The sequence below is a fragment of the Bacillus sp. D48C genome (assembly GCF_053345735.1).
The window spans coordinates 112,242-138,810 of the sequence record NZ_JBKFAQ010000012.1 but is presented as its reverse complement, the minus strand read 5'-3'; the positions used below and the strand labels follow the sequence as shown (position 1 = coordinate 138,810).

Genomic DNA, 26,569 nt, shown 5'->3' with positions numbered 1-26,569 from the left:
TTAGTACAGGACTAAGATTTTTTATATAACAGCTTACACACTTAGAATACTACTTTTTTAAGAAAGTGAACGAAATAGTTGTGACATGTTTGTGAAAAGTTGAGCAAACCACTATATATATAGTGGTAACTTCATTTAAAAGTCTTTAAAATTAACCCTTTCCTTAATTGTATTTTTTTGGTATTCTTATATACGAGTCCTATTTTGTAATATAAGAACAATACCCATTGTAGAGCTGTAATACTCTTATCTCCTAATCTGTTATAGTTTTTATAACAGAACAAAAAAGTGTACACATGTTGTACACTTTTTTGTTACTTCTATAAAACATCTCTTTTTCTATTGCCATCATAGAATCCGCCACGATTGTCTGTTAATGCAATTATTTGCTCTAGTCCCTCTATATGATCACCTATAATTCGAAGTACAGCTGGAGGATGACCTATTTTTGCAAAATGTTCACTGGGACGAATACGGTTCATCTTATCAACCTCAACACGATATACACACGCAATTTCAAATCCAGAAAGAAGAGCCTTCACTTGTGCTACACAAGGTGACAATAAAGATTTATACCCAATTGCTTTCAAACACTTGTGGCTAAATGCATTAGGTACCGCAATAAGTGATCCTACCCCTAAATCCTTTCTATCACAAGCTAAATTTAGTGCATACTTAAACGCAGTTACAAGATGAAGTGGTACTCTTAGATCTAAATAATGATTTAAATCATTTAATGCGACGTCCTTTCCATCTGCAATAGCTTTTGCAAAAGGATATAGCTCCCTAGCTGGAATAACAAAATCACCATCTATAAATAACACAATTTCTCCTTTTGCAAAATAAGTTCCAAGTGAACGCCCTACATCGTTTCCAAGGGCTTCTTTATATACAATTGTCGTTGCGCCCTTGTCTTTTGCAATCGTTGCTGTTTTATCTGACGAACCATTTACGACGACGATGATTTCAAAAGGTTCAATTTTACGAAGCTCTTCTATAACGTTTCCAATTGTTTTCTCTTCATCTTGTACAGGAATAACAACCGATAGTTGCTTTCCTTTATACAAATTGGATGTAACGCCCCATCCTTGATAAAAATCTTCGAAATTTAAAGTATGATAGACGCTATTCCTTTTCCTATTTCCATCATAATATCCCCCGCGTGTATCACTGCTTACTATCCGTTCCGCAACAGCTTCTATATGATCACCTATCATTCTTCTTTCAGATTGAGAAAGGCTCGTGCCATATGCAGCATGTTCAACCGGTCGAAATTTATTCGGCGTAATAACATCAATAGCACAATGACGGCTAATTCTCCATTTACTTTGTGCTATACGTAAATGAGCTACAATAGGATTAACTAAACATTCGTATCCAATACTCTGGACGACTTCTTTCGTCAACGCATGAGGTACAGATAATAAAGAATCTATTTTTAATTCTTCACGCTCTAACATTGCATTTAATATTTGACGCCACACTGTAACAGAATGGGGTTTTTGTTTCTTTAAAAACAATGCGTCCAAATTATTTAAAACGATGTCAGTCTGATCATGTAAAATCGGATTAAGAAACAATTGTAATTTTGAAGTTGGAATAGCAAAGTCCCCATCTATAAATAGTAATACATCACCTATCGCATATTTTGCGCCAACTGCACGTCCAACATCGTTTCCTAATAGTTCTGTATGCCTGATTACTTTACATCCTAACCGATTAGCAACCTCTTCTGTACCATCATTACAACCATTTGCTATTACAATAATCTCTACTGGATTTAACGGTTTTACCGATTGAATAACGTCTGAAATTGTATCCACTTCATTACTTGCAGGAATAATAACTGATAGCGACTTAGCCATTGTTTTCTTCATGAAACCACTTAATAGTTTCTTTCAATCCTTGTTCCCACGTTACTGTCGCTTGAAATTGAACAAGCTCTCTTAACTTCGTTACGTTCGGCCTTCTATTTGGAATTTCTTCAAAGCCATGTGGATATACTTCCTCAAAAGGAACTTGTATAATTTTTGAAGAAGATTTCGTTAGTTTTTTAATTGTTTCTGCTACTTCTTTTATACTCTTTTCGTTCTCGGAACCTATATTAATAATCTCACCATTTACCTTCTCATCCATTGCTCGAATCGTTGCCTCTACCGCATCACTTACATACGTAAAGCAACGTGTCTGCTTTCCATCTCCATATACGAGAATATCTTCTCCTTGCAGGGCCGCACTGATAAATCGCGGGATTACCCCTGCATACGGACCATCTTTCGCTCTTGGACCATAAATATTAAAATAACGAACAATTGTTACCGGTAAACCTTCTAATGCGTAGCCTAAACATAATGTTTCTTCTAATGTTTTACACACTGCATAACTCCAACGTATTTTAGAAGTTGCCCCGTACAATCGGTCCCCTTCTTCTGAGAAAGGCGGTTTGCCCTTGCCATATACTTCGGAAGTAGATGCAAAAACTACTTTCTTCTTTCCTTTTAATGCTGCTTGTAAAATGTTTCTCGTTCCATCAAAATTCGTTTCAATGAGCTCTATACTTTTTTCCATTGTCGTTTTAACACCTAAAATTGCTGCTAAATGAAACACTACATCATGTTGATTTACTAACTCATAAATAGAATTTTTGTCTAAAACACTTATTAGAATAACCCGCATCTCTCTCATTAGCTCATTATGATACTTATTTTTCCCTTTATAGAAGTTATCCACAATCGTGACTTCATAACCCCTTCTCACCAACTCTTCAGCTAAATGAGATCCAATAAATCCGGCCCCACCTGTAATTAAACATTTCTTACTCATACACTCACCTTCTTTATAATTCCCCTTGTATCTATTACTCGGTTCATTCCTTTAAAAAGCTTCCAATCGATATTAGAATGATCAGTTAAAATTAAAATACAACCTGCCTCTTTAACTGTTTGTTCATCCAAGGCAACGGATTGATACACCTTATCTCCAATTTCTGCAGAAGAAATATATGAATCATGGTATTTTATCTTGTATCCTTCTTTTATTAGTAATTGAATAATTGGCAAAGCCGGTGATTCCCTCAAATCATTTACATCTTTCTTATACGCGATTCCTACAATTAAAACTAGTCCGGGTGATTGCACCATGCCCTTTACTTTCCGGACAATTTTCTCTGGCATTTCTTCATTAATTACATGTGCCGCCTCAATTAATTGACTAATTGCCCCATTCTTTTTTATTCTCCATTGAAAATATAAAGGATCTACGGGAATACAGTGCCCCCCTATCCCTGGTCCTGGCCAATACGGAGTAAATCCAAACGGTTTTGTAGATGCCGCTTCAATAACCTCATAAAAATCAATCCCTAAACTTTCACATAGTGTGTTTAACTCATTTACTAAAGAAATGTTAACTAAGCGCTGAATATTTTCAAATAGCTTACACATCTCTGCTACTTTCGGAGAGCTAACAGGTACAACTAAGTCAAAAATGCTACTATATAAATCCTGTACTTTTTGTTTGCACTTTTCTGTTTGTCCACTAATAACTTTTGGAATAGCTTGAACTGAATATTGACTATTTGCTGGATCAATTCTCTCAGGAGAATATCCAATATAGAAATCTTCTCCTACCTTTTTGCCGGCTTGAGAAATAATAGGAATAATAACTTCCTCAAGTGTGCCTGGGTATGTGGAACTTTCAAAAATGAAGGTTTGTCCTTTTTGGAGATTTTGTTGTATATAATGCGAAGCTGAAATGAGGGCACTTAAATCTGGTTCTCTTCGTTCATTAATTGGAGTTGGAACAGTAACAATAACATAATCACTATTTTGGAAATCAGTAATACCTTTATCTGGTGTATTTACTATTAATTTATTTTTAGTCAATAAACTTTGTAACACTTTAGAAGAAACATCTGGAATATAACTTTCTCCTTTTATAATCGATTCTATTTTTCTAGTATCTTTATCTAATCCTAGTACGGTATATCCTCTTTCTGCAAAATGGACTGCTAAAGGAAGACCAACATACCCTAATCCAATAATAGCTACTTTACTACTAGCATTCATCTGTATTCTTTTCTTCCTTTCTCAATTGTTGAATAATGTCTCTATCGCGATCTCCATCCGTAAAACTCCCACGTTCGTCTGTATATTGTAATAGATAAGCAATCGCCTCAAGTTGATCACCGAAAATACGGTCAAATGCCGGAATACGTCCATTTACAAACCCATGTTGCTCCGGGCGTACCCGATTGGTTTTTATAACATCTACAAATTCTACTGCTGTAATAGAAAAAACCTCCAAAATAGCTTTCATTTGGGCTAATGGCGGAATAACAAGCGAGTCATATCCTATTTTCTCTATTACCCTTTTATGCATAGCATGTGGTACTGCCGTTAATGAGTTATTCCATAAATCCGGTCTTTTCGCTACTAAATTCACAAAATATTTCCCCATACTAATTGGATCTGCAGGATGAAACATATCTAATAAGCATTGTAAATCATTTAAAACCACGTCACTTCCATCTTCAACAGCTTGCAAAAATGGAGTGAGTTTTTTTGCTGGAATAACAAAATCACCATCAACGAATAAACAAATATCTGCCGTAGCATGCATGGCACCTATCGCTCGTGCTACATTATGTCCAAGCGCCTTCGTAAATTCAACAACAATAACATTTTCTAGCTTTGCGTGTTTAACAGTCTCAAAATCTGCGCCATTCGCGACAACAATAATTTCATCTACCCCTGCTTTTTTCACTTCTTGTATAACAGATCTTATCGTCATTTTTTCTTCTGACACTGGTATAATCGCACTATATTTCGCTTTTTCCTTCTTTAATACAACGGGTTTATAGTTCCCTATAAACTCTCTATCCCTGTTTCCCTCCGAAAAACCGCCGCGTTTACCATATGTTTCGATTACGTATTGTAAAGCACGTAAATGATCACCCATAATACGGCTAGTCGCTTTCGGATAAGGAGAACCAGGTGATGTTCCCGTATGCACAGGACGAACCTTATTTGTGTGAATTACATCGACCGAAGCCGTATCAACAATATCTACTCCTCTAGACATCGCCATCGCTTGAAATAGTGCTGGATCTGCTAAATTCCACCACCCAAGTTTCTCGATAACTTTCCTGTTCATCGCATGTGGAATTGCGATTAAAGATCCAACAACAAGCTCCTTTTTATTCAAATAACGATTCAACATGAACTTTCCAACTGTCGTATAATGTGGTCTCATCTTTAAATAAACCGACCATGTTAAATTATTCACAACAATTTGATGCCCTTGTTGAATCCCTTTCACGAAACGTTGTAACTCTTTACTATCAATAACAATATCACCATCTAAAAACAAGACAATTTCACCTTTTGCTTCTCTAGCTCCAATAGCCCGTCCAACATCATTGCCAAGAGAATGTTTATAATAAATCATGTGACAATGATGTTGTAACGCTATTTCTTTCGTCCCATCTGTTGACCCATTATCTACCACGATAATTTCGTAAGGCTCGAGCTTCTCCACTTCTACTAAAACTTGCGATAAAGTACTCGCTTCATTGTGCGCTGGAATAACAACTGATACTCTCATACTTGTATCACGCTTACCCTTCCAATCGAACATAAGCAATAATAGGAGTACGCACAATTACATCTTCCGGTGGTCCATAAGAAGGAGAAGTACGCACAATTATCGCCCCATCTGTCACAGATAAAAGAATGCCTGTAACAATTTCTACAGCTGTCACAACTTGCACTAGCTCACCAACATGGTTACGTAATTCATCAGTAAATAACATATATAACTCTCCTTTCTTACACTTCTTTAATTGATATAATGCTTGTAAATGGTAATAAAACTTCAGTTCCTATTCCTTCTTGCAATGTTAAGAAATCATCACCAACTGCTACAATAACGCCTGTTAATTGTCCAACCGTCACCGTAATTTCTACGTTTTTACCTAAATACTGCTTTGCAATTTCTTTAAAAGGTGATGTATTGCATTCTTTTAAAATATTACAAATAATAGATTGAAATTGACTTGATTTTATAAATTCTTCCGTAGCTTGCTTAGAGTTTCTTTGAATAAACCTTGCAAAGTTTTGCGAAAATAAAAGTCGTTCCACAGCAGGCAATAATTTGTCATCTAAAAAATAGCCTAATTGTCTATTAAATAATCTTGATAACTTATGCCAATATTTTCCGAACAGACACATACACTTCTCCTCCTATTATTTTTAGATTACAAAATTTTACATCCATACATCTTAATGTATACAAAACAGATATTTTTGTGATAGGTAAGACATACATTTTCTAAAAGAAATATTTGTTTAAGGGCATAAAAAAAACTATCCAAAAGGATAGTTTCTTACACTTCAATATTCCGCAACATTGTATAAATGTCGTTATTCACTTTACCAAACGATTTAATGTTGTTTTGGATGTTAGATAATAAAACGACATACACACTTCCGCTTTTACTAAATCCATTTAAGCAATTCCATCCTGGCATTACACCGTGATTCGAATAACTTCCTGGGTCTACGTACCATCCAAATCCGTAATCTTTTTTTCCGCCTGTAAACATTTGATCATAGCTCTCTTTTGAAATTAACTTTCCAGAGAAGAGTGCTTCGTTAAATAAATATAAATCATGTGCACTCGTATATATATCACCACAACCATATAGTTGTGACATGCTCGGAATATTAGGTGTTGTCATATTGTTATTTACTATTTTATAACCCGTTGATGGGAATCTTGTTTGTTCTAATTCTGTGCCAAAACCAGAATGTTTCATACCCACAGTAGCAAAAATATGTTGTTTAATATATTCTTCGAGCGGCTGTCCACTTACCTTCTCGGCAATGTATGCAAGTATAGAGTAGTTCGAATCGGAATACTTCCACTTCTCTCCTGGACCACCAATACGCTTTTGATTTCCTATTCGCTTTATCAGTTCTTCATGAGAAATATCTTCTTTTCCCTGCTCATATTCTGGAATCCCTGATGTATGTGTTAATAGATGTTTTAGCTGAATACTATTACCTTGTGGAAAATCTGGAATATACTTCGCAACAGTATCTTCTACTTGTAATTTTTTTTGATCTTTCAACTGCATAATAGCGGTTGCTACAAACGCCTTTGAAATAGAACCAATATAAAAAGTCGTCTCTGAATTATTGGGTACTTGCTGCTCTTTATTTGCCATACCGTACCCTTTATTCAGAAGAACTTTTCCGTTCTTCACAATAACAGCTGTCCCGCTAAATCCTGCGTTTTGTAAATACTGGTCCAATTGAGCGTTTTCATTAATTTCTTGAGGTGGTCCTTCAGTAGGCTGTTCCGCAGCTTGCGCTTGCTTCACTTGTTCTTCCTGCTCTTTTTGTTTTTGTTCTTCTTGCTTCTTTTTTTCTTCTTCTTTCTTTTTTAGCTCTTCTTGTTTCTTCATTTCTGCTGCCGCTTTTAAAGTTTCTTCTTTCTTATTATGCTCAACAATTTTTGTATACATGAAATATACAAGTGATAATAGTAAGACGAGAATGATTGTCCTTTTTATGTATACAATCGGCCGATGTGCTTTCCCATTCGCATTATTTTTTTCCTGATCCATAATTGCTTTTTTCCCCTTACTCACCAATAATTTAATTCCTCTACTAAAGATTTATTTTAGTAGATTATGGATAATCCATTCTATATCATCCCTACTTTATCACGCACTGCAGATATTACCAACCCATATGTACAAAAAAGAAAAAGAAAATTTACAAAAGTAAGATTCCCTTTAAATTATAAAAAAAAAAGAGGATATCCTGTAAAAAATTGATGTTATCAATCTTTTTGGACATCCTCTTATCTCATTATTTATACGTGTTTTTTCATATCATCGGCAACAGATTCAACATTTGTACCTACGATAACTTGTACACTTGTGTCACTTAATTTCATAACGCCTTTTGCACCGGCACGTTTTAATGCTGCTTCGTTTACTTGACTAGCATCTTTTACTTGTAAGCGTAGACGTGTTGCACAGTTATCAATAACTGTTAAGTTTTCTTTTCCACCTAGAGCTGCTACGTAAGTTTCACCAATTGAACCTGCAACTGGTGCATCCACATCTTCAACTAACTCATCGTCATCTTCACGACCTGGAGTTTTTAAGTTGAACTTCTTAATTAAGAAGTAGAATACCGCAAAGTAAATTGCTGCATAAATTAAACCGATACCTGCTAATAATACAGGTTTTGTTGCAATACCAAAGTTAATAACATAATCAATAGCACCTGCGCTAAATGTGAAACCATCACGAATGCCAAGTGATGTTGTTATGAATAAAGAAAGACCTGTTAATACTGCATGCACACCATATAATACTGGTGATAAGAACATGAATGAGAATTCGATTGGCTCTGTAATACCAGTTAAGAATGAAGTTAATGCTAAACCAGCTAACATACCAGTAACTGCTTTGCGTTTTTCTGGTTTAGCAGCCGCAATCATTGCGAAACACGCTGCTGGTAAACCAAACATCATAACTGGGAAGAAACCAGTCATAAACATACCTGCTGATGGATCTTTTGCAAAGAAACGAGCAATATCACCATGAACAAGATCACCAGCTGCATTTGTAAAGTCACCAAGTACAAACCAGAAATAAGTGTTCATTACGTGATGTAAACCGATTGGAATTAATAAACGGTTTAATAATCCGAATAACCCTGCACCGATTGAACCTAGGTTTACAATACCGTGTGACACTGCATCAATACCAGTTTGGATTGTTGGCCAAATTTGACCAAATAATAATCCTAAAAGAAGCATTACAATAGACGTAATGATCGGTACGAAACGTTTTCCAGCGAAGAATCCTAACCATTCTGGTAGTTTAATCTTATGGAATTTGTTGTATAGTAATCCAGCGATAACCCCGGCAATAATACCACCGAGTATAGCCATATTTATTTTTGGTGTCAAAGCTGCTGCTTTAGAAACTTTATTCATCGTATCTGCTAATTTAGTTGGATCTACTGAACCGACTAAATCTTGAACACTTTTTAATTTATCATTTAATTCTGCTGTTGAGTAAGTAACACTTAAAGCATTAGTTGTATTCTTCATAACTAAATAACCAATTGCACCTGCAAGACCAGCTGCACCACTACCGTCAACAGATAAGCCGATTGCAACACCAATTGCAAAAATAAGTGCTAAATTATCAAAAATTGCTGCACCGGCCTGTGCCATAACAGGAATGTTTAATACGTCTTCTTGTCCTAGACGAAGCAATAATCCTGCTGCTGGTAGTACTGCGATCGGAAGCATTAAAGCTTTACCAATACGTTGTAAAAACTGCAACATTTTAATTCCCCCTAATTCAATTTATGAAATCGTTATCATTATAAGTACGCCTTAGAAAACGCTTTCTATTTACATAACCATAATAACATATAGTTGTATAGATGTGTAGTTTTTATTTTTGGATTTTTTATGGATAAATCTCCTATTTCCAAACTGTTATATAAAAGGGAAATTCTCCTTTTTTAATACAGAGGATGCGAAACGAACGACCTGCTATAGAACATGTAACTTTCGTTTTATCATTCCACTTTTTCATGTTATTATTTATTTCCGAGCATATCGGGAAAAGTAAACTTAGTTAATTCGAAATAGGAGCGTTGGTACTATGCAGTGCATTGAAACAAACAACTTACAACAGTTGTTAGAACAAGTAAAACCATATACAAAAAAAGGAAAACTTGCTACTTATATCCCCGAACTAGGAAATGCAAATCCAGACGATTTAGGGATTGCCATTTTCCATAAAGAATCAGAATATATCCATGCAGGCAACTCACAAACACTATTTACTCTTCAAAGTATTTCCAAAGTAATTACACTTGCCCTTGCCCTTTTAGACCGTGGCGAAGAATATGTATTTTCTAAAGTTGGAATGGAACCAACGGGTGACCCATTTAATTCTATTATTAAGTTAGAAACGACAAGTCCGTCCAAACCCCTTAATCCAATGATTAATGCAGGAGCATTAGCTATTACAAGCATGTTAGCAGGAAAAGATAACGAGGAAAAAACGGAGCGTATCCTTCATTTTGTACGTGAAATAACAGATAATCCTACTATTAATTATTCTTCTAAAGTTGCCAATTCAGAATTAGAGACAGCTTACTTAAATCGTTCACTTTGTTACTATATGAAACAAAACGGAATTATCGATTGTGACATCGAAGAACTTATGGATTTATACACTCGTCAATGTGCAGTTGAAGTAAACTGTATTGATTTAGCACGTATTGGCTTAATTTTTGCAATGGATGGATATGATCCATATAAAAAGAAACAGATTATCCCTAAACATATTACAAAAATTTGCAAAACATTTATGGTCACATGTGGTATGTATAACGAATCTGGTGAATTTGCAATCCGTGTTGGTATCCCTGCAAAAAGTGGTGTAGCCGGTGGCATTTTCGGCTGCGTAAAAGGTGAAATGGGAATCGGTATTTTCGGGCCAGCTTTAGATGCAAACGGAAATAGTATCGCTGGTTTTAAAATTCTTGAACTTCTTTCTGCTCAAGAAGGCTGGAGTATTTTTTAATGGAAAGTTATCCTGCTAGTATAGCGGGATTTTTTTATTTGATCTGTTATCAATATCCATACAAAAACGGTATTGAAAGTTTCTCTTTATTATGCATATTTGCTCCCCCCTCCCGAATAATATAGTACAACCTAGCGCTATATGTGGAGGTGTGAAAGATGAAACTAATATTTCAAATGGGAAAACAACCTGTTCTTGAAAAAACAATTCTTCTTTTTATATTGAGTATTGTAGAAAGCTTAAAGCTAAAAGTTGTTTCACTCGACGAAGCTCACCGATACATATTCAATTTAGAAGTACTTGAACTATTAATGGACCGGAACATCGATGATCAAGTACTTGAACTTATTCATTTCGGAATGGGACTTGAAGACATTCACCATGTGCTTCCTGAAGAACTTGAGCATACGATCGAAGAATTAAAGTGGCTTTGCATTCAAGTATTAAGTGAGTACAGTATGCATGAAGAATCCGAACAATTAATTGAAGATATACGGTAAAAAAAGCACCTATGTAGGTGCTTTTAATGTTTTTTTAAACTATTTTTATACGCCTCAATATTTACTGGTAGCTCTTCCTCTTCCAAAGTATGTTCATTTACATCTTTATGAATGAACGCACCTTTAGGTGGTTGATGATCATGCCCTTTTTTCTTATGATCAAATGCTTTCCCGCGTCCCATACAAATCCCCCTTTCTTAAAAGAAATCCGTATTAGTATGGAGAAAAGTACGTCGATATATGCAATCCCTTGCTGTATTTCCAAGGAAATACTCGAACCTTGTTTTCTACTCTCCTTACAACAACTGATCAATCCCAATAAGAATTAATAACACTCCTGCAATAACCGTCGCCCATTTCCCTAAGTATTCTGCTAAATATCGTTTTCCTACATACCCAAAACCACTTATGCAAATAAAACTAAACACCCCAGAAATAGTCGCTGTAAGCCAAAGGTTTAAATTTGTTACTCCAGCATCGAACCCACCTGCGATATTATTAATAGACAATGCAACCCCTAAAACAAGTGCTTCAGAAAAACTAATTGTTTTAGATCCATCGAAATCTGCTTTTTCTGGATCACGTAAAATTCCCATAAGTACATTATCATCTTTAGAACCTGCTGTATTTTTTTGACTCAAGAAAGGCTGGCATAAAATAAACACCCCGATTATCCCTAAAACGATTGCTCCAATCAAGTTTGCTGTAAACTCTGAAATAAATAACGCAATCCAGTTCCCAAAAAATCCCGCTAATAAAGTAAATAAAAATCCAAAGAATGCGATGATAAAATTGTTAAACCACGAAATACGAATTTTACGAATGCCATACGCAATTCCAACACCTGCATTATCTAAATTAGAAGCGATCCCGATTAAAAAAATTGAAAATAAGCCTGCCGTACTCATAAATAGTCACCCCTTTTTCTCACTTTTCAATGCATATTATGAAAATGTTGAGCAACTGTGCCTGTCTGTTTCATATACTTGTAATAAATGCTCAACATTTTTTCAACACTAAAAAAGGAGTGCCTACACTATGGCTAATGAAAACCCGAATGATCGGCTTGGTAAATTAATAAAAAAACTTTTAAAAGAACGCGCCCTATCTATGCGCCAACTAGGAATACTTACAAATATTGATCCTGCAACGGTCTCAAGAATTATTAATGGCAAACAACCGCCGAAACAAAAACATCTACAAAAATTTGCAGAATGTCTTCAAGTTCCACCCCAATTGTTATTTGATGAAATGTACCCTGATTCTCCTCACATAAATAAAGAAAAAACGGATATGTACACATCTCTTGATACCATTCAGCAAACTTTACAATCCTCTAACTTATTCGATTTCGATTACACTACAACTCGCGTAAAACAAGAACTCGAAAATTACGAACGCTATGCCCAGACAACAGAAGGCGAAAATCGTATTCGTGACAGTTTCGCAAGCAAATTAGAGCAAATTGATAGTGCTGGTCCTTTTATTGAACAATTAACAGATATGTATCAACAATTTTGCAATGAAACCATTTCAAAAGAAGAACGTGCAGTTCTTGGGAGCGCATTACTTTATTTCATTTTATCGACAGATATTATTCCCGACTATCTCTTTCCAATTGGCTATTTAGATGATGCGATTGCCGTTGAATTAGCAAAAGAGAAATTACTTGAAATGAAACGAAAGACATAGCAAAATAAAGAACTATTTCAGTTGTTTCTATTTAACTCTGAAATAGTTCACTAAAAAATAGTACAAGTATACATACCTGTACTATTTCAACATACTAATCTATTTTTTCATATGACACCATTCATATATAAATGCTGTTATTACTTTTGTAAATTCAATTAACTGCTCTACTTCTACTTTCTCATTTATTGAATGAGCTTCCTCTAATGTGCCTGGTCCGTAAATAACAGCCGGAATATGAAATTCACTAAACCAACCACCATCCGTTACCGTTGCAGACATATCTAAAATTGCGTTTTTAGAAAGAATTGATTCATGTACTGAGCTAAGCGTTTTTACAGCTGTATGTTCACTATCTATTTCTAAAGAAGGAAAAATTTCACCACGATCTACAATCATTGATTCTCCGCCCCACTTAAATTGTGGCGGATTTTCACTTAACCATGGATCGGCAGCTGCCACCTTTCCAATATACTCTTCAATTTCGTTTATTATTTGTTCATGTGTTTCATTCGGATAGAAGTGCACTGTTATCCACAATCGGCACTCATCCGCAATGAACGCCGCATGCCTTCCTCCCTCAATAACAGCTGGATTAATTGTTGTTGTTCCAGATGGATAGCCTTCATATGTTTTCATGACTGCCCAGTGGCGCTCTAATTCTTGTAAGCTTTGCACAATTTTCATCATTTTTTCAATCGCACTCGCTCCAAATAAACGTCCTCCAGCATGGATCATTTGTCTACGCGTTGCATCATGAAACGTTTGCGGACTTTTCACTGTAATCCATCCAGTAATGACACCGCCTTGCCCTTGCATATGTAAATCACTCGTATCCACTACGACTGCAAAATCAGCATCGTAACCCCTTTTGCAGCATTGAAGTGTACCTGCTTCTCCAACTTCTTCTCCAATTACTGATTGAAAAGTTAAATCTCCAGGTAATTCAATACCAGCTTCTTGTAAAAGTTGAATGGCAAATAGCGCTCCAGCCAACCCACCTTTCATATCTGCTGCGCCACGTCCAACTAACCAGCCATCTTTTATAAATGGATTAAATGGATTTGTTTCCCACGCCTCATCTGCTGAAACTTCAGCTACATCCATATGCCCATTAATAATAAGACTTTTATATGATTCACTTTTTATTCCTTTTTTTACTCCAACAACGTTCGGATCATTCCGATATACATCCCATTTATCAATACTAAAATTTCGTTTTCTTAAAAACTCTGCAATAAATTCTTGCGCTTCATTTGTATTTCTCGCTGGTGGTGCTGGTGTTTCAAAACGAATTAAAGTTTTTGTAAGTTCTAGTAATTCCTCTTTCCTTGAATCTATTTGTTTTAACAACTGCGAAACTTCTGGATTCATCGCTAATTCCCCTTTGCATACATAGTATGTTTCCAGCTTTATTTTCACAAAAAAAGAGACTGTTTACAATTTTACAGTCTCCTAATTAATCACTATTATAAATTCTCTACTTCCGTTGTATTTGTCTTTTCAATATGCTCCACATTACTTCCCTTATTTCTTGTAGCACGATAAAACAGTAAACAAACAATCATAAATGGAATACCACAATACAATGCCATTCTTTGTTCTGGAATAAAGGCCATGCCAACGATTACTGTTAAATTTAATACTAACGCAAGAAGTGGTACAAATGGATACAATGGTGTTTTAAATTTCAAGTCCTTAACATCCCCGCCCCGCTTCATGTATGACCTTCTAGCTAATAAATTTGATAAAGCAATAGATGCCCAAACTAGTATCGCTCCGAACCCAGCGATAGAAAGCAGCCATAAATAAACTGTATCTTCCGCATAAATACCTGATAGTAGTGAGAGACACCCTACAATTGTGCTTACGATTAATGCATAAATAGGAACACCGTTTTTAGATAACTTGCCAAAAATTGGACTAATCATTCCTTGATTAGACATAGACCATAGCATACGCGAAGTTGCATATAATCCTGAATTCGCAACGGATAGTACTGCTGTAATAATAACGAAATTTATAATATCTGCTGCATAAGGAATACCAATTTTATCAAATACAACTACGAATGGACTTTCTATTACTCCTGCTTGCTGCCAAGGGAATAGTCCAGCAAGAATAAAAATAGATAGTACAAAGAAAACAAGTATACGCCAAACTGTATTGTTAATTGCCTTCGGGATCGTTTTCTCTGGATTTTCACTCTCACCTGCTGCAATACCAACTAATTCTGTTCCTTGGAAAGAAAAATTAACTGCAATCATTGTAATTAAAATGGCTGATAATCCATTTGGAAACAATCCACCATAATCAGTAAAGCTAGAGAACATTGGCGCTGGTTCATTTCCTTTCATATCTAGAAAACCAAACATTGCTGCCCCGCCCAAAATAATAAATGCAATAATTGTAATTACTTTAATACTTGCAAACCAAAATTCCACTTCCGCAAAACTTCTTGAAGATAACGCATTAATAGCAAAGAGCAGTACTGCGAACACTACACACCAAATCCATGACGGTACATCGGGAAACCAGCGTTTCATCAAAATACTAACTGCAATTAATTCAATGCCTATCGTAGCAGACCAGTTTAACCACGACATCCATCCCACTACATAACCCGCTGCAGGGGAAATGTGCTTTGTCGCATACGTTTGATAAGACCCTGCGTCAGGCATCGCAACAGCTAATTCTCCTAAACAGAGCATCGTTAAATACATTACAAATCCACCGACAAGATACGCTACAATTGCTCCTCCAGGTCCAGCTTCATGAATCGTATAACCTGACCCTAAAAAAAGTCCTGTACCAATAACTCCACCGAGTGCAATCATAAATATGTGCCTGCTTTTCAATTCTCTTTTTAATCCTTGGTTTTGATCCATCATATAAATCCCCCTTTTCACTTTGCCAACCCATTTAATGTAAGCGTTTTTAAAATTATTCACCGTAAAAATAATGAGTTAAAAGAGCAAAATTACACGTCACTTACATTAATCACTGCCTGTTACTAAAAGGTCATCCCTTACTGTTATTAATAACTTTTGATCAGCAATAGCTTGTCCTTCTACTACTTCTAATGATTCAATATAACCACTGATCCCTATCTTAATTTCTACTTTCTGTTTATCTATTGTTTCAATTAACGCTAATTTCTCCCACTCGTATACGTAAGAACTTTCCGTAACAAATAACTTCTCTACTTTTCCATAACAAGGACTATACACACCTTCTATAACTGTCTTCACTTTATAAATTCCCCCTCTTATTAATTGACACCGCAACGTTGTATATCCTATAAAAATTCATATTCTCCCCTCTAGAGATTTCGAATATTATTTATGCAAAATACGTACCAAGTCTCTGATTCATATATTAAATGAGAGTTTCACACAAAAAAGCGTGCACAACCGCAAAATTTTTCTATCATTTGAGAAGTTTTAAAAGGAAAATAGCAAAAAAATTTTGCGGTTTTATAAGAATTTTAATAAAATTATAAAAAGTCAGTCTTCATAGGGTGAAATGAGGAGAAGATAATCTATGCGTACAGAAGACATTAATTTTAAACAGATCATTGAAATGAATATGCTATATGAAACTTTACTCAATGAACTCGATATCGGGATTCATATTATTAATGAGGAAAGTAAAACGATTGTCTATAACCGCAAAATGATGGAAATTGAATCAATGGATCGCTTAGATGTGCTATATAAAAGTCCTTTAGAGGTATTTGCATTTGAAGAAAATAAAAATAGTACTCTTATAGAGGCATTAAAATTTGGAAAAACAAAGAAAAATATAAAACAAACGTATTTTAACAATAAAGGACAAGAAATTACAACGATTAACGATACTTTCCCTATAATAGAAAATGGAAAAATTAAAGGTGCCATTGAAATATCAAAAGAGATCAGTCACTTAAAGCAAACAATAAGAATAGGCCCTTCTCGAAAACAAAGCACTAAATTTACCTTTGATCACATAATTGGTGATTCTGAAGCAATTCAATCCATCATTACAGAAGGAAAAAGAGTAATTCGTACATCTTCCTCCATACTTCTCGTAGGAGAAACAGGTACTGGTAAGGAACTATTTGCACAAAGCATCCATAATGAAAGTCAGCGTTCAACAAAACCTTTTATTTCACAAAACTGTGCCGCTATACCTGATACCTTAATGGAAAGCCTATTATTTGGTACAAATCGAGGTGCCTTTACAGGAGCAATAGATAAACCAGGTTTATTCGAAGAATCAAACGGAGGAACTTTGTTATTAGATGAAATCAATTCATTAAGCCCAATTCTTCAAGCTAAGTTGCTACGGGCTATACAAGAAAAAACAATAAGAAGAATCGGAGGTACACACGAAAAAGAAATTGATGTTCGTATTATAGCAACTATTAATGAAGATCCCTTCGAAGCCATCGCACATGATCGATTAAGAGAAGACTTATATTACCGATTAAGCGTCGTTACTTTATGTCTTCCGCCTTTACGGGAAAGAAAAGAAGATATTCCAGCTCTTGTTCAGCACTTTATTAAAAAATATAATACTCAATTCGTGCTCAACGTAACCGATGTAGATGTAAATGTAAGTGAATTTTTCTATGCATACGATTGGCCTGGAAACGTACGGGAATTGGAACATATAATTGAAGGTTCCATGAACTTGATAGAAGATGAAACCATCATTACAGCTTTTCATCTTCCTACTCGCTTTCGCGAACAAATAAAAAAAGAATTCAACATGCAGCATACACTAACTAATCACAATACTGATGCACCTAAAACTTTAAAACACACAATAGAAAAAATGGAAAAAAACTACATCAATCAAATTCTTAAAGAGAATCACGGTAACATCTCACAAGCTGCAAAATTTTTAGGATTAAGTAGACAAAATTTACAATATCGAATTAAAAAACTGCATTTACACATATGAAATGAACATTTCTCCAAATGCAAAAAATAATTTGGTAAAACATGTTACAATGAACATATAACATGCTAGAAAGGGGTTATATATATGAGTAATGATAAAAAATTAAAGTTATTACAATACTTATACTTTTTCCCTGCCATGCTCTGTATGATGTTATTCATTAATTCCGATGTAAGCAGCTCTCCTTATGCAAAGCTATTAGGAACAATTTCGGGCTCCTTTGCAGCTATTATGCTTGCTGCTTTTTGGAATTTGAAGCTACATATAAAAAACGAGAAATCTTCGTAATACTAAAAAAATCGAGCTACTTAGCCCGATTTTTTTATTTGCCATTAAAACTCAACATTCTCTAAATACAACCCACTTGCCTCAGCAAGACAATTAATTTGATTGCGCTGCTTTTCTTCTAAAATGTTTGGAATTGCTTCAGCATCTAATTGTCCTAATCCAACTTCAATTAATGCCCCAACAATTTTTCTTACCATGTTATGAAGGAATCCGTTCCCACTTACTCTAATTTGTACAAATCCTGCCTCTTCCATCACATCAAGTGTATATACTTCTCGAACCATAGATTTTTTCTTTGATTTCGCATTTGAAAAAGCAGTAAAGTCATGTGAACCAACTAAATGTTTTGCAGCTGCTTTCATGCTTTTCACATTTAATTTTTTATTCACATGCATGCTGTATTTACGCATAAATGGATTTGTATGCTCTTCATTCCAAATTTTATACAGATATGTTTTTGCTTTAGAATTGTAACGAGCATGGAAACGATCATGTACTTCTTCCACATTCGTAATGCTAATATCATTAGGTAAATATTGATTTAAATATTTTTTCACTTTATGTTCCACTAACTTCTCATCACTTTGAAAGTTAGCAACTTGATTCAAAGCATGTACACCAGCGTCTGTTCTACTACAACCGATAATTTCAATTTCTTTTCCGATCATTTCAGATATGACACTTTCGATTTTTCCTTGAATCGTATTATCGTTATTACCAAGACGTTGCCATCCTTTAAAACGTGCACCATCGTACTGAATCGTTAATTTATAATTATTCATCGTATTCTCCTTGTCTTAATGGGCTAAAAATATAATCCCTCATACAGCTTTTCCATATGAGGGAACTATAACATATTGTTACTTCATTCTAAAAGGAATAAAGTAATCTATTTACTAATTACGATTCGTTCGAATCCAGGAATCTCCTAAGTATGTTCTAATTTTTAACCAACCAAATGATGTTGTAGATTCTTCAACTACAAATACAGTTTGTGGTGCAAAAGTACCGATTGCTCTACCGAAAGGTTGATCAAATGCCGTAAATACATTTGGGACATGGTAATAAGATCCTTGTGGTGCAATCCATTTTTCTCCAACCTCAACCTTAATTTTCTTCCAACCATTTTCTCCTTGTTGAAGTACTCTTACAGATTGGGCTGAGAATTTCACACCGTGATGCATGTACTTAGGTTCATTGTATGCATAAAAATCACGATTAATATGTTCCACGTGTGGATAACGAACAATCCACTTTGGCCCTAAATACGTGTTAATTAAAGACCAACCGTTTTCTTTTGTCTGCAAAATATTAACCGTTTGTGGAGCGAACCAAGCATCTGGATTTTTAGCTTCAGGGCTACTGTATGCTGCAAAATTCTGCTTCATTATTTGTGGCATTCCATTTACACTTGTCCACTTCTGCCCCAAATATGTATCAATCAAAATTTCACCTCTTAGTGTACCATCACGTGCAATAACAGTTTGAGGACCAAATACGTACTTCGCACTGTCCATATTAATCCAATCAAAAGCTTCAAAAGTTCGATTAATTTCTACTTTAGCGCCCTCTGGTGCGATAAATCCACCACTTATCTTCCACCATCCACTAGGATGTTGATTTGTAACATAAACCCTTTCTCCTGGCTGCAGTTCTTTTTTCACAGGCGAATTAAAACTACGACTTTCATATACTTTTAATGTTTTTGTTGTTTCATATGATTCCGCATGTGCAGAAGTTGCAAATAAAGAAACCATCCCAAAAACAAACAATGCCAACCATTTTTTCATAAATCTTCTCCCTTTCAGCTTATTTTCTATAGCAAAATTGCTATGTTACATCCATATTGTAATTTATTAATACAAAGTGGTCTATACAATCTGAATACTGTATATTTTTACAAATTCTTTTCAAATGCAGAAAATAATTTCATATACTTCATACAGAAAGTATGTATATTGATTACGTAACGTGATTTAGCTGCCAGCATAACAAAAAATGTTGATGTAGTTAACTACATCAACATTTTTAATCCTTCTTATTTCAACTTTAATCTAACTACATTTTCTACATGCGCAGTATGCGGGAACATATCAACTGGTTGCACATAATCCACTTCATAACTCTTCATTAATGCTTGTACATCACGTGCTAATGAAGAAGGATTACAAGACACGTACACAACTTGTTTCGGTTTCACCTTTAAAATCGTTTCCAGTAATTTATCATCGCAACCTGTACGTGGTGGATCGACAACAATTACATCTGGACGCCATCCTTCTTTTACCCATTTCGGTAACCATTGTTCAGCTTTACCTGCTTCATATTTCGTATTTGTAAATCCGTGACGCTTCGCATTTTTTCTTGCATCTGCAATCGCTTCTGGAATTACATCCATACCACGTACTTCCGCTGCATCGTTCGCAAGCCAAAGTCCGATTGTACCAACACCACAATACGCATCTACAATTTTCTCATCGCCTGTTAACGCAGCTGCTTTTTTCGCTTCATCATATAAAACAATTGTTTGTTCTGGATTTAACTGGAAGAATGCACGTGCTGATAATTCAAATGATAAATCGCCAAGTGTTTCTTGAATTACTTCTTTTCCAGCTAATTTAAATGTTTTATCTCCAAAAATAACAGATGTTTTACGCCAGTTTACATTTTGCATAATTGATTTAACCGCTGGCATCTGTTTTTGTACTTCTGCAACAAATTGTTCTTTATTTGGTAATTCTTCTTTTGTTGTAATAAGTGTAACTTGTACTTCCCCTGTTTGAACTGCAGTACGTGTTACAATTGTGCGTACTAAACCTTTTTGTTTTTTCTCATTGTAAATAGAAACATTTAATTTTTCTAAAATACGTCTTACAACTTTTGTCGCTTCATTCGTTGCTTTATGTTGAATCATACAGTGAGCAATATCAATTAACTGATGTGAGTTTTGTTTATATAGCCCTGTAATAACCTTTTCGTCTTTACGCCCCACTTGTAATTGACTCTTATTACGGTAATGCCATGGATTTTCCATGCCAAGCGTTGGACGAATTTTCTCTTCCATACTGTTTTTCATGTACTTCTCAAATGCTTGTACAACGATATCACGCTTTTGATTCAATTGTTCTTTATAATCTAAATGTTGCAGCTGACAACCGCCACACTCCTCATATACTGGACACGGTGCTTTCACACGATGCGGTGAAGCTTTACGAACTTTTTTCACTTTCGCTTCAGCGAAGCCACGCTGAATTTTCGTTGTTTCTGCAACAACTTCTTCTCCTGGTAATGCCCCTGGAATGAAAACAACTTGTCTCTTAAAATAACCAACGCCTTCTCCGTTAATCCCAAGACGTTTAATTGTCACAGGAAACGTTTGACCAACTTCCAACTTACTCTCATGTTGCTTTTGTATCATTATTACACCTCTACTCTATACTTTTCCATAAATATAACGCTGCATAACTGCAGTATGGTTCACACTCTTGTTTCACTTTTTCTAAAAATGCATCATCAGGTTTATCATCTAATTGAAATATACCTTGCACTGCACGCTGAATCCCAATGTCCGCTTTCGGAAACATATTTTTCCGTCCAATCCCAAACATTAAAAAGTTTTGCACTGTCCATGCACCAATTCCCCTAATTGGCAACAATTGTGCTGAAACTTCTTCTTCCGTCCCAGTTTCTATACTCGCTAAATTTAATGTACCACTGACAATACTTCGACCTAATCCTACTATATATTCAGCCTTTCGCTGACTAAACTTCTGCTCTCTCAATTCTTCTATTGAAATATTTGCTACTATTTCCGGAGTGGGGAAAAAGAATACACCGTTCTTCTCTGTTCCATACCGTTTCACAAATTGTTCTGTTAACACAGTAGCAAATTTCAAATTTATTTGTTGGTGAATGATACAGCGAAGAAGACAAGCAAAATAATCAAATTCTAAAATAATTGGAGTATAAGCATATGTTTCAAATAGTGGACGTAATGATGTGTTTAAAAAATGATTTTGTATATCTTGAAACGGTTCATTCCAATGAAAAATGGCCCTCATTCGTTTCATGACTTTCTCCGGATCTCCTGTCTGACTAGAAATCCAAAACTGTGGATTTTGAACAGTACCAATCCCTTGTAAGCGAACAACAACCTGTTCCTCTTCTATGCAAAGCGGGATATAAATGACTTTCTCATCTAATTGAATGACGTTAAGAGGATCAAAAGATAAACGTTTTAATACTTCTTCAAAATGATACGGATACTCTAACGTAACATGTTCGCTCCACATACGTTTCCCCATCCTTTTTACACATCATTATAGCATGAGAAAACCGTAAGCATACATGCTTACGGTTGATTGCTTTTTACTAAGTCATCTAGACTTTTAAAATGATACCCTTTCTCGCGCAAATCATCAATGATTTTCGCAAGTGCTTCTGCATTATCTTTTGATATTGCATGAAGTAATAAAATAGATCCTGGGTGAATCATCGTCATAACATTATTATGCGCATATTGCCATCCTCTTTGCTGATCCACTTTCCAATCCAAAAATGCAAGTGACCAAAATACATTATAGTAGCCCATTTCTTTCGTAAGAGCTAACGTTCTTTCACTAAATACGCCGCGCGGAGGACGTACATATTTCACTTCTTTTTGCCCAGTTACTTTTTTAATTTCTTCCGTTACACTCGTTAATTCTTCACGAAGCTTCTCATCATTTACCGCTGTAAAATCAGGATGACTCCAAGAATGATTTCCAATAATGTGTCCTTCATCCTTCATTCTTAACAATAAATCTTTTTGTGTTTTAATGTAATGCCCCGTTACAAAGAAAGTTGCTGGTACTTTTTTCTCTTTTAATACATCTAAGATTTTCCCTGTGTATCCATTCTCATATCCATTATCAAATGTTAAATAAATATCTTTTTTCTTCGTATCTCCTAAATAAAACCCGCCATTTTTTTGCAGTAAATCCGTATATAACTTTCCTGCATCTGGTACTGTTTCATTTTTAGGACGCGGGATTCCCCAGTTATGTGGAGTATTTGTATAAGCCAATGTCGAAACTGGAACAAGTGCCATCATAATTGAAAAAATGAGACCGATATATAACCATTTATATTTCATAAATAGTCTCCTTTCCATATATAATCGTACCTGTAGTTTCTGTTTCCTTACTTACTTTCATGCTGTGCATGTTTTTCTATATATACCAAAAAATGCATCTCGAAAGATTCGAGATGCATTTTTGTTTATTTAAATACCGGCTCTTTAAAGCTCGCTAATTTTTCAAGTGATGTTTTATCAACATCTGCATGTAAACTATTACCATGAGAGTCCATCGTTACAACTGCTTTAAAACCTTCAATGCGTAAATGCCACATTGCTTCTGGAATACCAAATTGTAAGAAATCAACATCTTCCACTTCTTTAATACATTCAGCATAATATTGCGCGGCACCGCCGATTGCGTTTAAGTACACGCCACCGTGTTCTTCTAAAGCCGCTAATGTTTTCGCACCCATACCGCCTTTTCCAATAACAGCGCGAATACCAAATTTCTTCATAATATCGCCTTGGTACGGTTCTTCACGAATACTTGTCGTTGGACCTGCTGCTTTAATTTGCCAATTGTCATTGTCATCTTTCACAACAACTGGACCACAGTGGTAAATAATTTGTCCATTTAAATCTACTGGACAATCATTATCCATTAAATGCTTATGGATTGCGTCACGACCTGTATACATCATGCCATTAATTGTTACAACATCACCAACGCGAAGTCCACGAATTTGCTCTTCTGTAATTGGTGCTTGTAATACAATCTCACGTTGCTCTGTTTTTTCTTGTGCTTCATGCTGAAGTGTATCTTCACCTTCTTGATATAACCAATCCATAATTTCACCTGTTTCAGGATGGATTGTTACACCTAGGCGGCGATATGCCCAGCAATTATACGCCACAGATACGTAGAAGCTAGCTGGCAGGCGGTTATACACGCCAATTTTACAGCCCAGTAAAGTTGTTTCTCCACCAAATCCCATCGTACCAATGCCAAGCTTATTCGCATTTTCTAATACGTACTCTTCAAGTTGTTGTAACTCTGGTACTGGATTGACATCATCTAATGTACGGAATAATTGATTTTTTGCTAATTCATAACCTGATGTGCGGTCTCCCCCGATACCAACACCAATTACACCAGCACTACATCCTTGACCTTGTGCTTGGTATACTGCATGAAGAAGGCATTTACGAATTCCTTCTAAATCACGGCCAGCTCGTCCAAGTCCTTCTAGTTCACACGGTAAGCTATATTGAATATTTTTATTCTCACAGCCACCACCTTTTAGGATTAAACGTGCATCAATATAATCTTTTTCCCATTGTTCAAACTTAATAACCGGTGTACCTGGTCCTAAATTATTTCCACTATTGTCTCCAAAAAGAGAGTCAACAGAATTTGGACGAAGTTTACCATCTTTTGTCGCCCGCTCAAGCGCATTATAGATAGCTTCCTTCAACTTTAATTGATTCACACCAACTGGTGTATAAATTTTAAACGTTGGCATCCCTGTATCTTGGCAAATCGGTGAGATGTTATCATCAGCCATTTTAATATTATTTGTAATTGTGCCAAGTGCCATCGCCGAACGAGTCCCTGCATTTTCTCGCTCTTTCGCTTGTTGAATCGCACGACGAACATCTTTCGGTAAGTTCGTTGACGTTTCAACAATTAGTTGATACATGCTTTCTTGAAGCTTTTCCATTGTTACTTCCCCCTCAATTGTGAACGCTACCAAAACGTTATGAGCTGAAAATTCCATTGTTATGCTCTTTAGCTTTTTATTTGTTTCACGCTATTAAAGCATAAATGAAATTTTTCACAACTTGATTATACCTCTTTTTCTATCGTCCTTCTATTATCCGCACAGAAAAAGGCTACCAAATTGGAATTGGCAGCCTTTTTAATATATTATTCGTCTTTTTTAAATTGCTCACATTTTAATTCTAATTCATCTAACATTGCAAGAAGACGATCTACATCTTCTAATTCTACTTCTTCAGGTTCAATTGTATCAATTACTTCAATGAACATATTTAAACGCTCTTTTAAATATACTAATTGTGTATCTTTATCTTGAATTGCTTTTCCCATGAAGGCACTCTCCTTTTAATTCGAGTTGCTTTTATTATACCGCAAAAATGATTGCTATGGGCATGAAATTTCACCAATTTTGTCACAGTCATCCACTATAATGTAAGCCCTCTCTCTTTTCATGCTAAAAAGTTTCACTTTATAAAAAGCACATATTCTTCTATTATAGAGAATGGACAAATTGTTATTTCAATAGTCAAAGGAGTATTTCATATGACGATATCACAAAAAATGAAGCCGATTACTCCTTCTTACGATCCATGGGAAGCGTATATGGACCTTGAAGAGTACGGCAAACTACTATTAACAAATGTTGAATTTACAACGACGACGTTATGCAATATGCGCTGTGAGCATTGCGCTGTTGGTTACACGTTACAGCCGAAAGACCCAAATCCGCTTCCGATGGATCTTTTATTAAAACGATTAGATGAGATTCCTCATTTACGTTCTTTAAGTATTACTGGCGGAGAACCTATGCTTTCAAAAAAATCCGTCGACAACTATGTAACACCACTCTTAAAATACGCCCATGAACGAGGCGTTCGCACTCAAATCAACTCTAACTTAACTATAGATTTAGCACGTTACGAACAAATTATTCCTTATTTAGACGTGTTGCATATCTCTCATAACTGGGGAACAATTGATGACTTCGTTGAAGGCGGATTTGCAATGATGGAGCGTAAACCTACTTACGAACAACGTGCAAAATTATTCGAAAGAATGATTACAAATAGTAAGGCTCTATCAGATGCAGGTGTACTTGTATCTGCCGAAACAATGTTAAACAAAAGAACTCTACCACATATTGAACATATTCACCGCCAAATCGTCGAAGAGATGGGCTGTAAACGTCATGAAGTTCACCCAATGTATCCAAGTGACTTCGCGAGTAATCTAGAGATTTTAACAAAAGCTGAAATTCGTGATGCGATTGAGCATTTACTAGAAATTCGCGATGAAAATGTATGGATGTTATTTGGAACTTTACCTTTCTATGCTTGTAGCGATGACGAGCGAGACATTGCCACATTAAAAAAATTACAAGAGAGCAAAAATGTAACCGTTCGTAACGATCCAGATGGCCGTTCTCGTTTAAATGTAAATATTTTCGATGGAAATATTATTGTGACGGACTTTGGTGATGTTCCACTTCTAGGAAACATACAAACAAACACATTACAAGAAGCATATGACAAATGGAGTGCTTCAAAAACAGCAAAATCATTAAGCTGTCACTGTCCTGCAGTAAAATGTCTTGGACCAAATGTTCTTGTAAAAAACAGCTACTATCCGACAGAAGATTTCTTATCAAAAACAGCAAACATTACATTATAAAAAAA

Annotated in this window: 26 protein-coding genes and 1 pseudogene; 6 read left to right on the top strand and 21 right to left on the bottom strand. The window is 35.4% G+C overall.

All coding sequences use genetic code 11. The features are described from left to right. Positions 1-131: 131 nt before the first annotated feature. The 9 genes and pseudogenes from ACLBXA_RS23955 to nagE form a co-directional block, all read right to left on the bottom strand. Positions 132-352: pseudogene (locus ACLBXA_RS23955) on the bottom strand (hypothetical protein). Further along, complete coding sequence (locus ACLBXA_RS23950; protein ID WP_012614731.1) at positions 321-1,865, bottom strand: glycosyltransferase family 2 protein; 1,545 nt, start codon at positions 1,863-1,865, stop codon at positions 321-323. The pseudogene ACLBXA_RS23955 and the gene ACLBXA_RS23950 overlap by 32 nt, the downstream one beginning before the upstream one ends. Further along, entirely contained in the window at positions 1,858-2,823 is a 966-nt protein-coding gene (locus ACLBXA_RS23945) for an NAD-dependent epimerase/dehydratase family protein (protein ID WP_000037051.1), read from the bottom strand. Before ACLBXA_RS23945 ends, ACLBXA_RS23950 begins: the two co-directional genes overlap by 8 nt. Then, positions 2,820-4,064: a nucleotide sugar dehydrogenase gene (locus ACLBXA_RS23940; RefSeq protein WP_000994265.1), complete on the bottom strand. Its 1,245-nt coding sequence runs from the start codon at positions 4,062-4,064 to the stop codon at positions 2,820-2,822. Before ACLBXA_RS23940 ends, ACLBXA_RS23945 begins: the two co-directional genes overlap by 4 nt. Further along, positions 4,054-5,601, bottom strand: a complete 1,548-nt coding sequence (locus ACLBXA_RS23935) for a glycosyltransferase family 2 protein (RefSeq protein ID WP_003309053.1) — start codon at positions 5,599-5,601, stop codon at positions 4,054-4,056. Before ACLBXA_RS23935 ends, ACLBXA_RS23940 begins: the two co-directional genes overlap by 11 nt. Before the next feature lie 13 nt (positions 5,602-5,614). After that, positions 5,615-5,809: a hypothetical protein gene (locus tag ACLBXA_RS23930; protein ID WP_000899475.1), complete on the bottom strand. Its 195-nt coding sequence runs from the start codon at positions 5,807-5,809 to the stop codon at positions 5,615-5,617. 16 nt (positions 5,810-5,825) lie between these two features. Further along, positions 5,826-6,227 carry a hypothetical protein gene (locus ACLBXA_RS23925; RefSeq protein WP_000335512.1) on the bottom strand — a complete coding sequence of 134 codons (402 nt, stop codon included), beginning with the start codon at positions 6,225-6,227 and terminating at the stop codon, positions 5,826-5,828. Between the two features lie 155 nt (positions 6,228-6,382). Further along, positions 6,383-7,627 carry a serine hydrolase domain-containing protein gene (locus ACLBXA_RS23920; protein WP_000371815.1) on the bottom strand — a complete coding sequence of 415 codons (1,245 nt, stop codon included), beginning with the start codon at positions 7,625-7,627 and terminating at the stop codon, positions 6,383-6,385. A 251-nt stretch (positions 7,628-7,878) separates the two neighbouring features. Beyond that, complete coding sequence (gene nagE / locus ACLBXA_RS23915) at positions 7,879-9,372, bottom strand: N-acetylglucosamine-specific PTS transporter subunit IIBC (protein ID WP_000938888.1); 1,494 nt, start codon at positions 9,370-9,372, stop codon at positions 7,879-7,881. 325 nt (positions 9,373-9,697) lie between these two features. On the opposite strand from nagE, the gene glsA reads away from it, so the two are divergent. Together glsA and ACLBXA_RS23905 are read left to right on the top strand one after the other, a co-directional pair. Beyond that, entirely contained in the window at positions 9,698-10,627 is a 930-nt protein-coding gene (gene glsA / locus ACLBXA_RS23910; protein ID WP_001149847.1) for a glutaminase A, read from the top strand. A gap of 158 nt (positions 10,628-10,785) precedes the next feature. After that, on the top strand, positions 10,786-11,127 hold the full coding sequence (locus ACLBXA_RS23905; protein WP_000766603.1) for a DUF3969 family protein: 342 nt from the start codon (positions 10,786-10,788) through the stop codon (positions 11,125-11,127). A gap of 23 nt (positions 11,128-11,150) precedes the next feature. Here ACLBXA_RS23905 and ACLBXA_RS23900 read toward each other — a convergent pair whose 3' ends face one another. Beyond that, on the bottom strand, positions 11,151-11,309 hold the full coding sequence (locus ACLBXA_RS23900) for a hypothetical protein (RefSeq protein ID WP_000532409.1): 159 nt from the start codon (positions 11,307-11,309) through the stop codon (positions 11,151-11,153). Between the two features lie 114 nt (positions 11,310-11,423). After that, on the bottom strand, positions 11,424-12,035 hold the full coding sequence (gene ytaF / locus ACLBXA_RS23895) for a sporulation membrane protein YtaF (RefSeq protein ID WP_000100730.1): 612 nt from the start codon (positions 12,033-12,035) through the stop codon (positions 11,424-11,426). 130 nt (positions 12,036-12,165) lie between these two features. On the opposite strand from ytaF, the gene ACLBXA_RS23890 reads away from it, so the two are divergent. Next, positions 12,166-12,819, top strand: coding sequence for a DUF1232 domain-containing protein (locus tag ACLBXA_RS23890; protein ID WP_001262777.1), 654 nt, complete (start codon positions 12,166-12,168; stop codon positions 12,817-12,819). Between the two features lie 99 nt (positions 12,820-12,918). On the opposite strand, the gene ACLBXA_RS23885 is transcribed toward ACLBXA_RS23890, so the two are convergent. The 3 genes from ACLBXA_RS23885 to ACLBXA_RS23875 form a co-directional block, all read right to left on the bottom strand. Continuing rightward, positions 12,919-14,193, bottom strand: a complete 1,275-nt coding sequence (locus ACLBXA_RS23885; protein ID WP_447617557.1) for an acetylornithine deacetylase — start codon at positions 14,191-14,193, stop codon at positions 12,919-12,921. Between the two features lie 95 nt (positions 14,194-14,288). After that, the gene (locus ACLBXA_RS23880) at positions 14,289-15,710 is read right to left on the bottom strand and encodes an amino acid permease (protein WP_000969252.1); all 1,422 of its coding nucleotides are present in this window, start codon (positions 15,708-15,710) and stop codon (positions 14,289-14,291) included. A gap of 105 nt (positions 15,711-15,815) precedes the next feature. Next, a complete protein-coding gene (locus tag ACLBXA_RS23875; protein WP_000859489.1) occupies positions 15,816-16,070 on the bottom strand; it encodes a biotin/lipoyl-containing protein in 255 nt (84 codons plus the stop codon). A 292-nt stretch (positions 16,071-16,362) separates the two neighbouring features. Between ACLBXA_RS23875 and ACLBXA_RS23870 the strand changes: the two genes are divergently transcribed. Both ACLBXA_RS23870 and ACLBXA_RS23865 read left to right on the top strand, forming a co-directional pair. Next, positions 16,363-17,766: a sigma-54 interaction domain-containing protein gene (locus ACLBXA_RS23870; protein ID WP_001258425.1), complete on the top strand. Its 1,404-nt coding sequence runs from the start codon at positions 16,363-16,365 to the stop codon at positions 17,764-17,766. An 84-nt stretch (positions 17,767-17,850) separates the two neighbouring features. After that, positions 17,851-18,054, top strand: a complete 204-nt coding sequence (locus tag ACLBXA_RS23865) for a hypothetical protein (protein ID WP_000063865.1) — start codon at positions 17,851-17,853, stop codon at positions 18,052-18,054. A gap of 44 nt (positions 18,055-18,098) precedes the next feature. On the opposite strand, the gene truA is transcribed toward ACLBXA_RS23865, so the two are convergent. From truA to ACLBXA_RS23830, 7 genes are all read right to left on the bottom strand, one after another. Continuing rightward, complete coding sequence (truA, locus tag ACLBXA_RS23860; protein WP_001067298.1) at positions 18,099-18,836, bottom strand: tRNA pseudouridine(38-40) synthase TruA; 738 nt, start codon at positions 18,834-18,836, stop codon at positions 18,099-18,101. A 114-nt stretch (positions 18,837-18,950) separates the two neighbouring features. After that, positions 18,951-19,844 (bottom strand): hypothetical protein, encoded by an 894-nt coding sequence (locus ACLBXA_RS23855; protein ID WP_000758929.1) that lies wholly within the window; start codon positions 19,842-19,844, stop codon positions 18,951-18,953. A gap of 248 nt (positions 19,845-20,092) precedes the next feature. Further along, a complete protein-coding gene (gene rlmD, locus ACLBXA_RS23850) occupies positions 20,093-21,472 on the bottom strand; it encodes a 23S rRNA (uracil(1939)-C(5))-methyltransferase RlmD (RefSeq protein ID WP_000615210.1) in 1,380 nt (459 codons plus the stop codon). Positions 21,473-21,482: 10 nt separating this feature from the next. Continuing rightward, positions 21,483-22,346, bottom strand: a complete 864-nt coding sequence (locus tag ACLBXA_RS23845; RefSeq protein WP_000269427.1) for a DNA-3-methyladenine glycosylase family protein — start codon at positions 22,344-22,346, stop codon at positions 21,483-21,485. Positions 22,347-22,405: 59 nt separating this feature from the next. Beyond that, positions 22,406-23,188, bottom strand: coding sequence for a delta-lactam-biosynthetic de-N-acetylase (gene pdaA / locus ACLBXA_RS23840; protein ID WP_000875970.1), 783 nt, complete (start codon positions 23,186-23,188; stop codon positions 22,406-22,408). A gap of 125 nt (positions 23,189-23,313) precedes the next feature. Beyond that, complete coding sequence (gene fumA / locus ACLBXA_RS23835) at positions 23,314-24,834, bottom strand: class I fumarate hydratase (RefSeq protein ID WP_000413529.1); 1,521 nt, start codon at positions 24,832-24,834, stop codon at positions 23,314-23,316. Between the two features lie 206 nt (positions 24,835-25,040). Beyond that, entirely contained in the window at positions 25,041-25,223 is a 183-nt protein-coding gene (locus ACLBXA_RS23830) for an SE1561 family protein (protein WP_000513558.1), read from the bottom strand. Positions 25,224-25,436: 213 nt separating this feature from the next. Between ACLBXA_RS23830 and yfkAB the strand changes: the two genes are divergently transcribed. Continuing rightward, positions 25,437-26,564: a radical SAM/CxCxxxxC motif protein YfkAB gene (yfkAB, locus tag ACLBXA_RS23825; protein ID WP_242297809.1), complete on the top strand. Its 1,128-nt coding sequence runs from the start codon at positions 25,437-25,439 to the stop codon at positions 26,562-26,564. Positions 26,565-26,569 lie beyond the last annotated feature (5 nt).

Excerpts from the sequence above, each read along its gene's own strand:
- ACLBXA_RS23950 (WP_012614731.1), bottom strand. The coding sequence starts at position 1,865 with ATGGCTAAGTCGCTATCAGTTATTATTCCTGCAAGTAATGAAGTGGAT.
- ACLBXA_RS23945 (WP_000037051.1), bottom strand. The coding sequence starts at position 2,823 with ATGAGTAAGAAATGTTTAATTACAGGTGGGGCCGGATTTATTGGATCT.
- ACLBXA_RS23940 (WP_000994265.1), bottom strand. The coding sequence starts at position 4,064 with ATGAATGCTAGTAGTAAAGTAGCTATTATTGGATTAGGGTATGTTGGT.
- ACLBXA_RS23935 (WP_003309053.1), bottom strand. The coding sequence starts at position 5,601 with ATGAGAGTATCAGTTGTTATTCCAGCGCACAATGAAGCGAGTACTTTA.
- ACLBXA_RS23930 (WP_000899475.1), bottom strand. The coding sequence starts at position 5,809 with ATGTTATTTACTGATGAATTACGTAACCATGTTGGTGAGCTAGTGCAA.
- ACLBXA_RS23925 (WP_000335512.1), bottom strand. The coding sequence starts at position 6,227 with ATGTGTCTGTTCGGAAAATATTGGCATAAGTTATCAAGATTATTTAAT.
- ACLBXA_RS23920 (WP_000371815.1), bottom strand. The coding sequence starts at position 7,627 with ATGGATCAGGAAAAAAATAATGCGAATGGGAAAGCACATCGGCCGATT.
- nagE (WP_000938888.1), bottom strand. The coding sequence starts at position 9,372 with ATGTTGCAGTTTTTACAACGTATTGGTAAAGCTTTAATGCTTCCGATC.
- glsA (WP_001149847.1), top strand. The coding sequence starts at position 9,698 with ATGCAGTGCATTGAAACAAACAACTTACAACAGTTGTTAGAACAAGTA.
- ACLBXA_RS23905 (WP_000766603.1), top strand. The coding sequence starts at position 10,786 with ATGAAACTAATATTTCAAATGGGAAAACAACCTGTTCTTGAAAAAACA.
- ACLBXA_RS23900 (WP_000532409.1), bottom strand. The coding sequence starts at position 11,309 with ATGGGACGCGGGAAAGCATTTGATCATAAGAAAAAAGGGCATGATCAT.
- ytaF (WP_000100730.1), bottom strand. The coding sequence starts at position 12,035 with ATGAGTACGGCAGGCTTATTTTCAATTTTTTTAATCGGGATCGCTTCT.
- ACLBXA_RS23890 (WP_001262777.1), top strand. The coding sequence starts at position 12,166 with ATGGCTAATGAAAACCCGAATGATCGGCTTGGTAAATTAATAAAAAAA.
- ACLBXA_RS23885 (WP_447617557.1), bottom strand. The coding sequence starts at position 14,193 with ATGAATCCAGAAGTTTCGCAGTTGTTAAAACAAATAGATTCAAGGAAA.
- ACLBXA_RS23880 (WP_000969252.1), bottom strand. The coding sequence starts at position 15,710 with ATGATGGATCAAAACCAAGGATTAAAAAGAGAATTGAAAAGCAGGCAC.
- ACLBXA_RS23870 (WP_001258425.1), top strand. The coding sequence starts at position 16,363 with ATGCGTACAGAAGACATTAATTTTAAACAGATCATTGAAATGAATATG.
- ACLBXA_RS23865 (WP_000063865.1), top strand. The coding sequence starts at position 17,851 with ATGAGTAATGATAAAAAATTAAAGTTATTACAATACTTATACTTTTTC.
- truA (WP_001067298.1), bottom strand. The coding sequence starts at position 18,836 with ATGAATAATTATAAATTAACGATTCAGTACGATGGTGCACGTTTTAAA.
- ACLBXA_RS23855 (WP_000758929.1), bottom strand. The coding sequence starts at position 19,844 with ATGAAAAAATGGTTGGCATTGTTTGTTTTTGGGATGGTTTCTTTATTT.
- rlmD (WP_000615210.1), bottom strand. The coding sequence starts at position 21,472 with ATGATACAAAAGCAACATGAGAGTAAGTTGGAAGTTGGTCAAACGTTT.
- ACLBXA_RS23845 (WP_000269427.1), bottom strand. The coding sequence starts at position 22,346 with ATGTGGAGCGAACATGTTACGTTAGAGTATCCGTATCATTTTGAAGAA.
- pdaA (WP_000875970.1), bottom strand. The coding sequence starts at position 23,188 with ATGAAATATAAATGGTTATATATCGGTCTCATTTTTTCAATTATGATG.
- fumA (WP_000413529.1), bottom strand. The coding sequence starts at position 24,834 with ATGGAAAAGCTTCAAGAAAGCATGTATCAACTAATTGTTGAAACGTCA.
- ACLBXA_RS23830 (WP_000513558.1), bottom strand. The coding sequence starts at position 25,223 with ATGGGAAAAGCAATTCAAGATAAAGATACACAATTAGTATATTTAAAA.
- yfkAB (WP_242297809.1), top strand. The coding sequence starts at position 25,437 with ATGACGATATCACAAAAAATGAAGCCGATTACTCCTTCTTACGATCCA.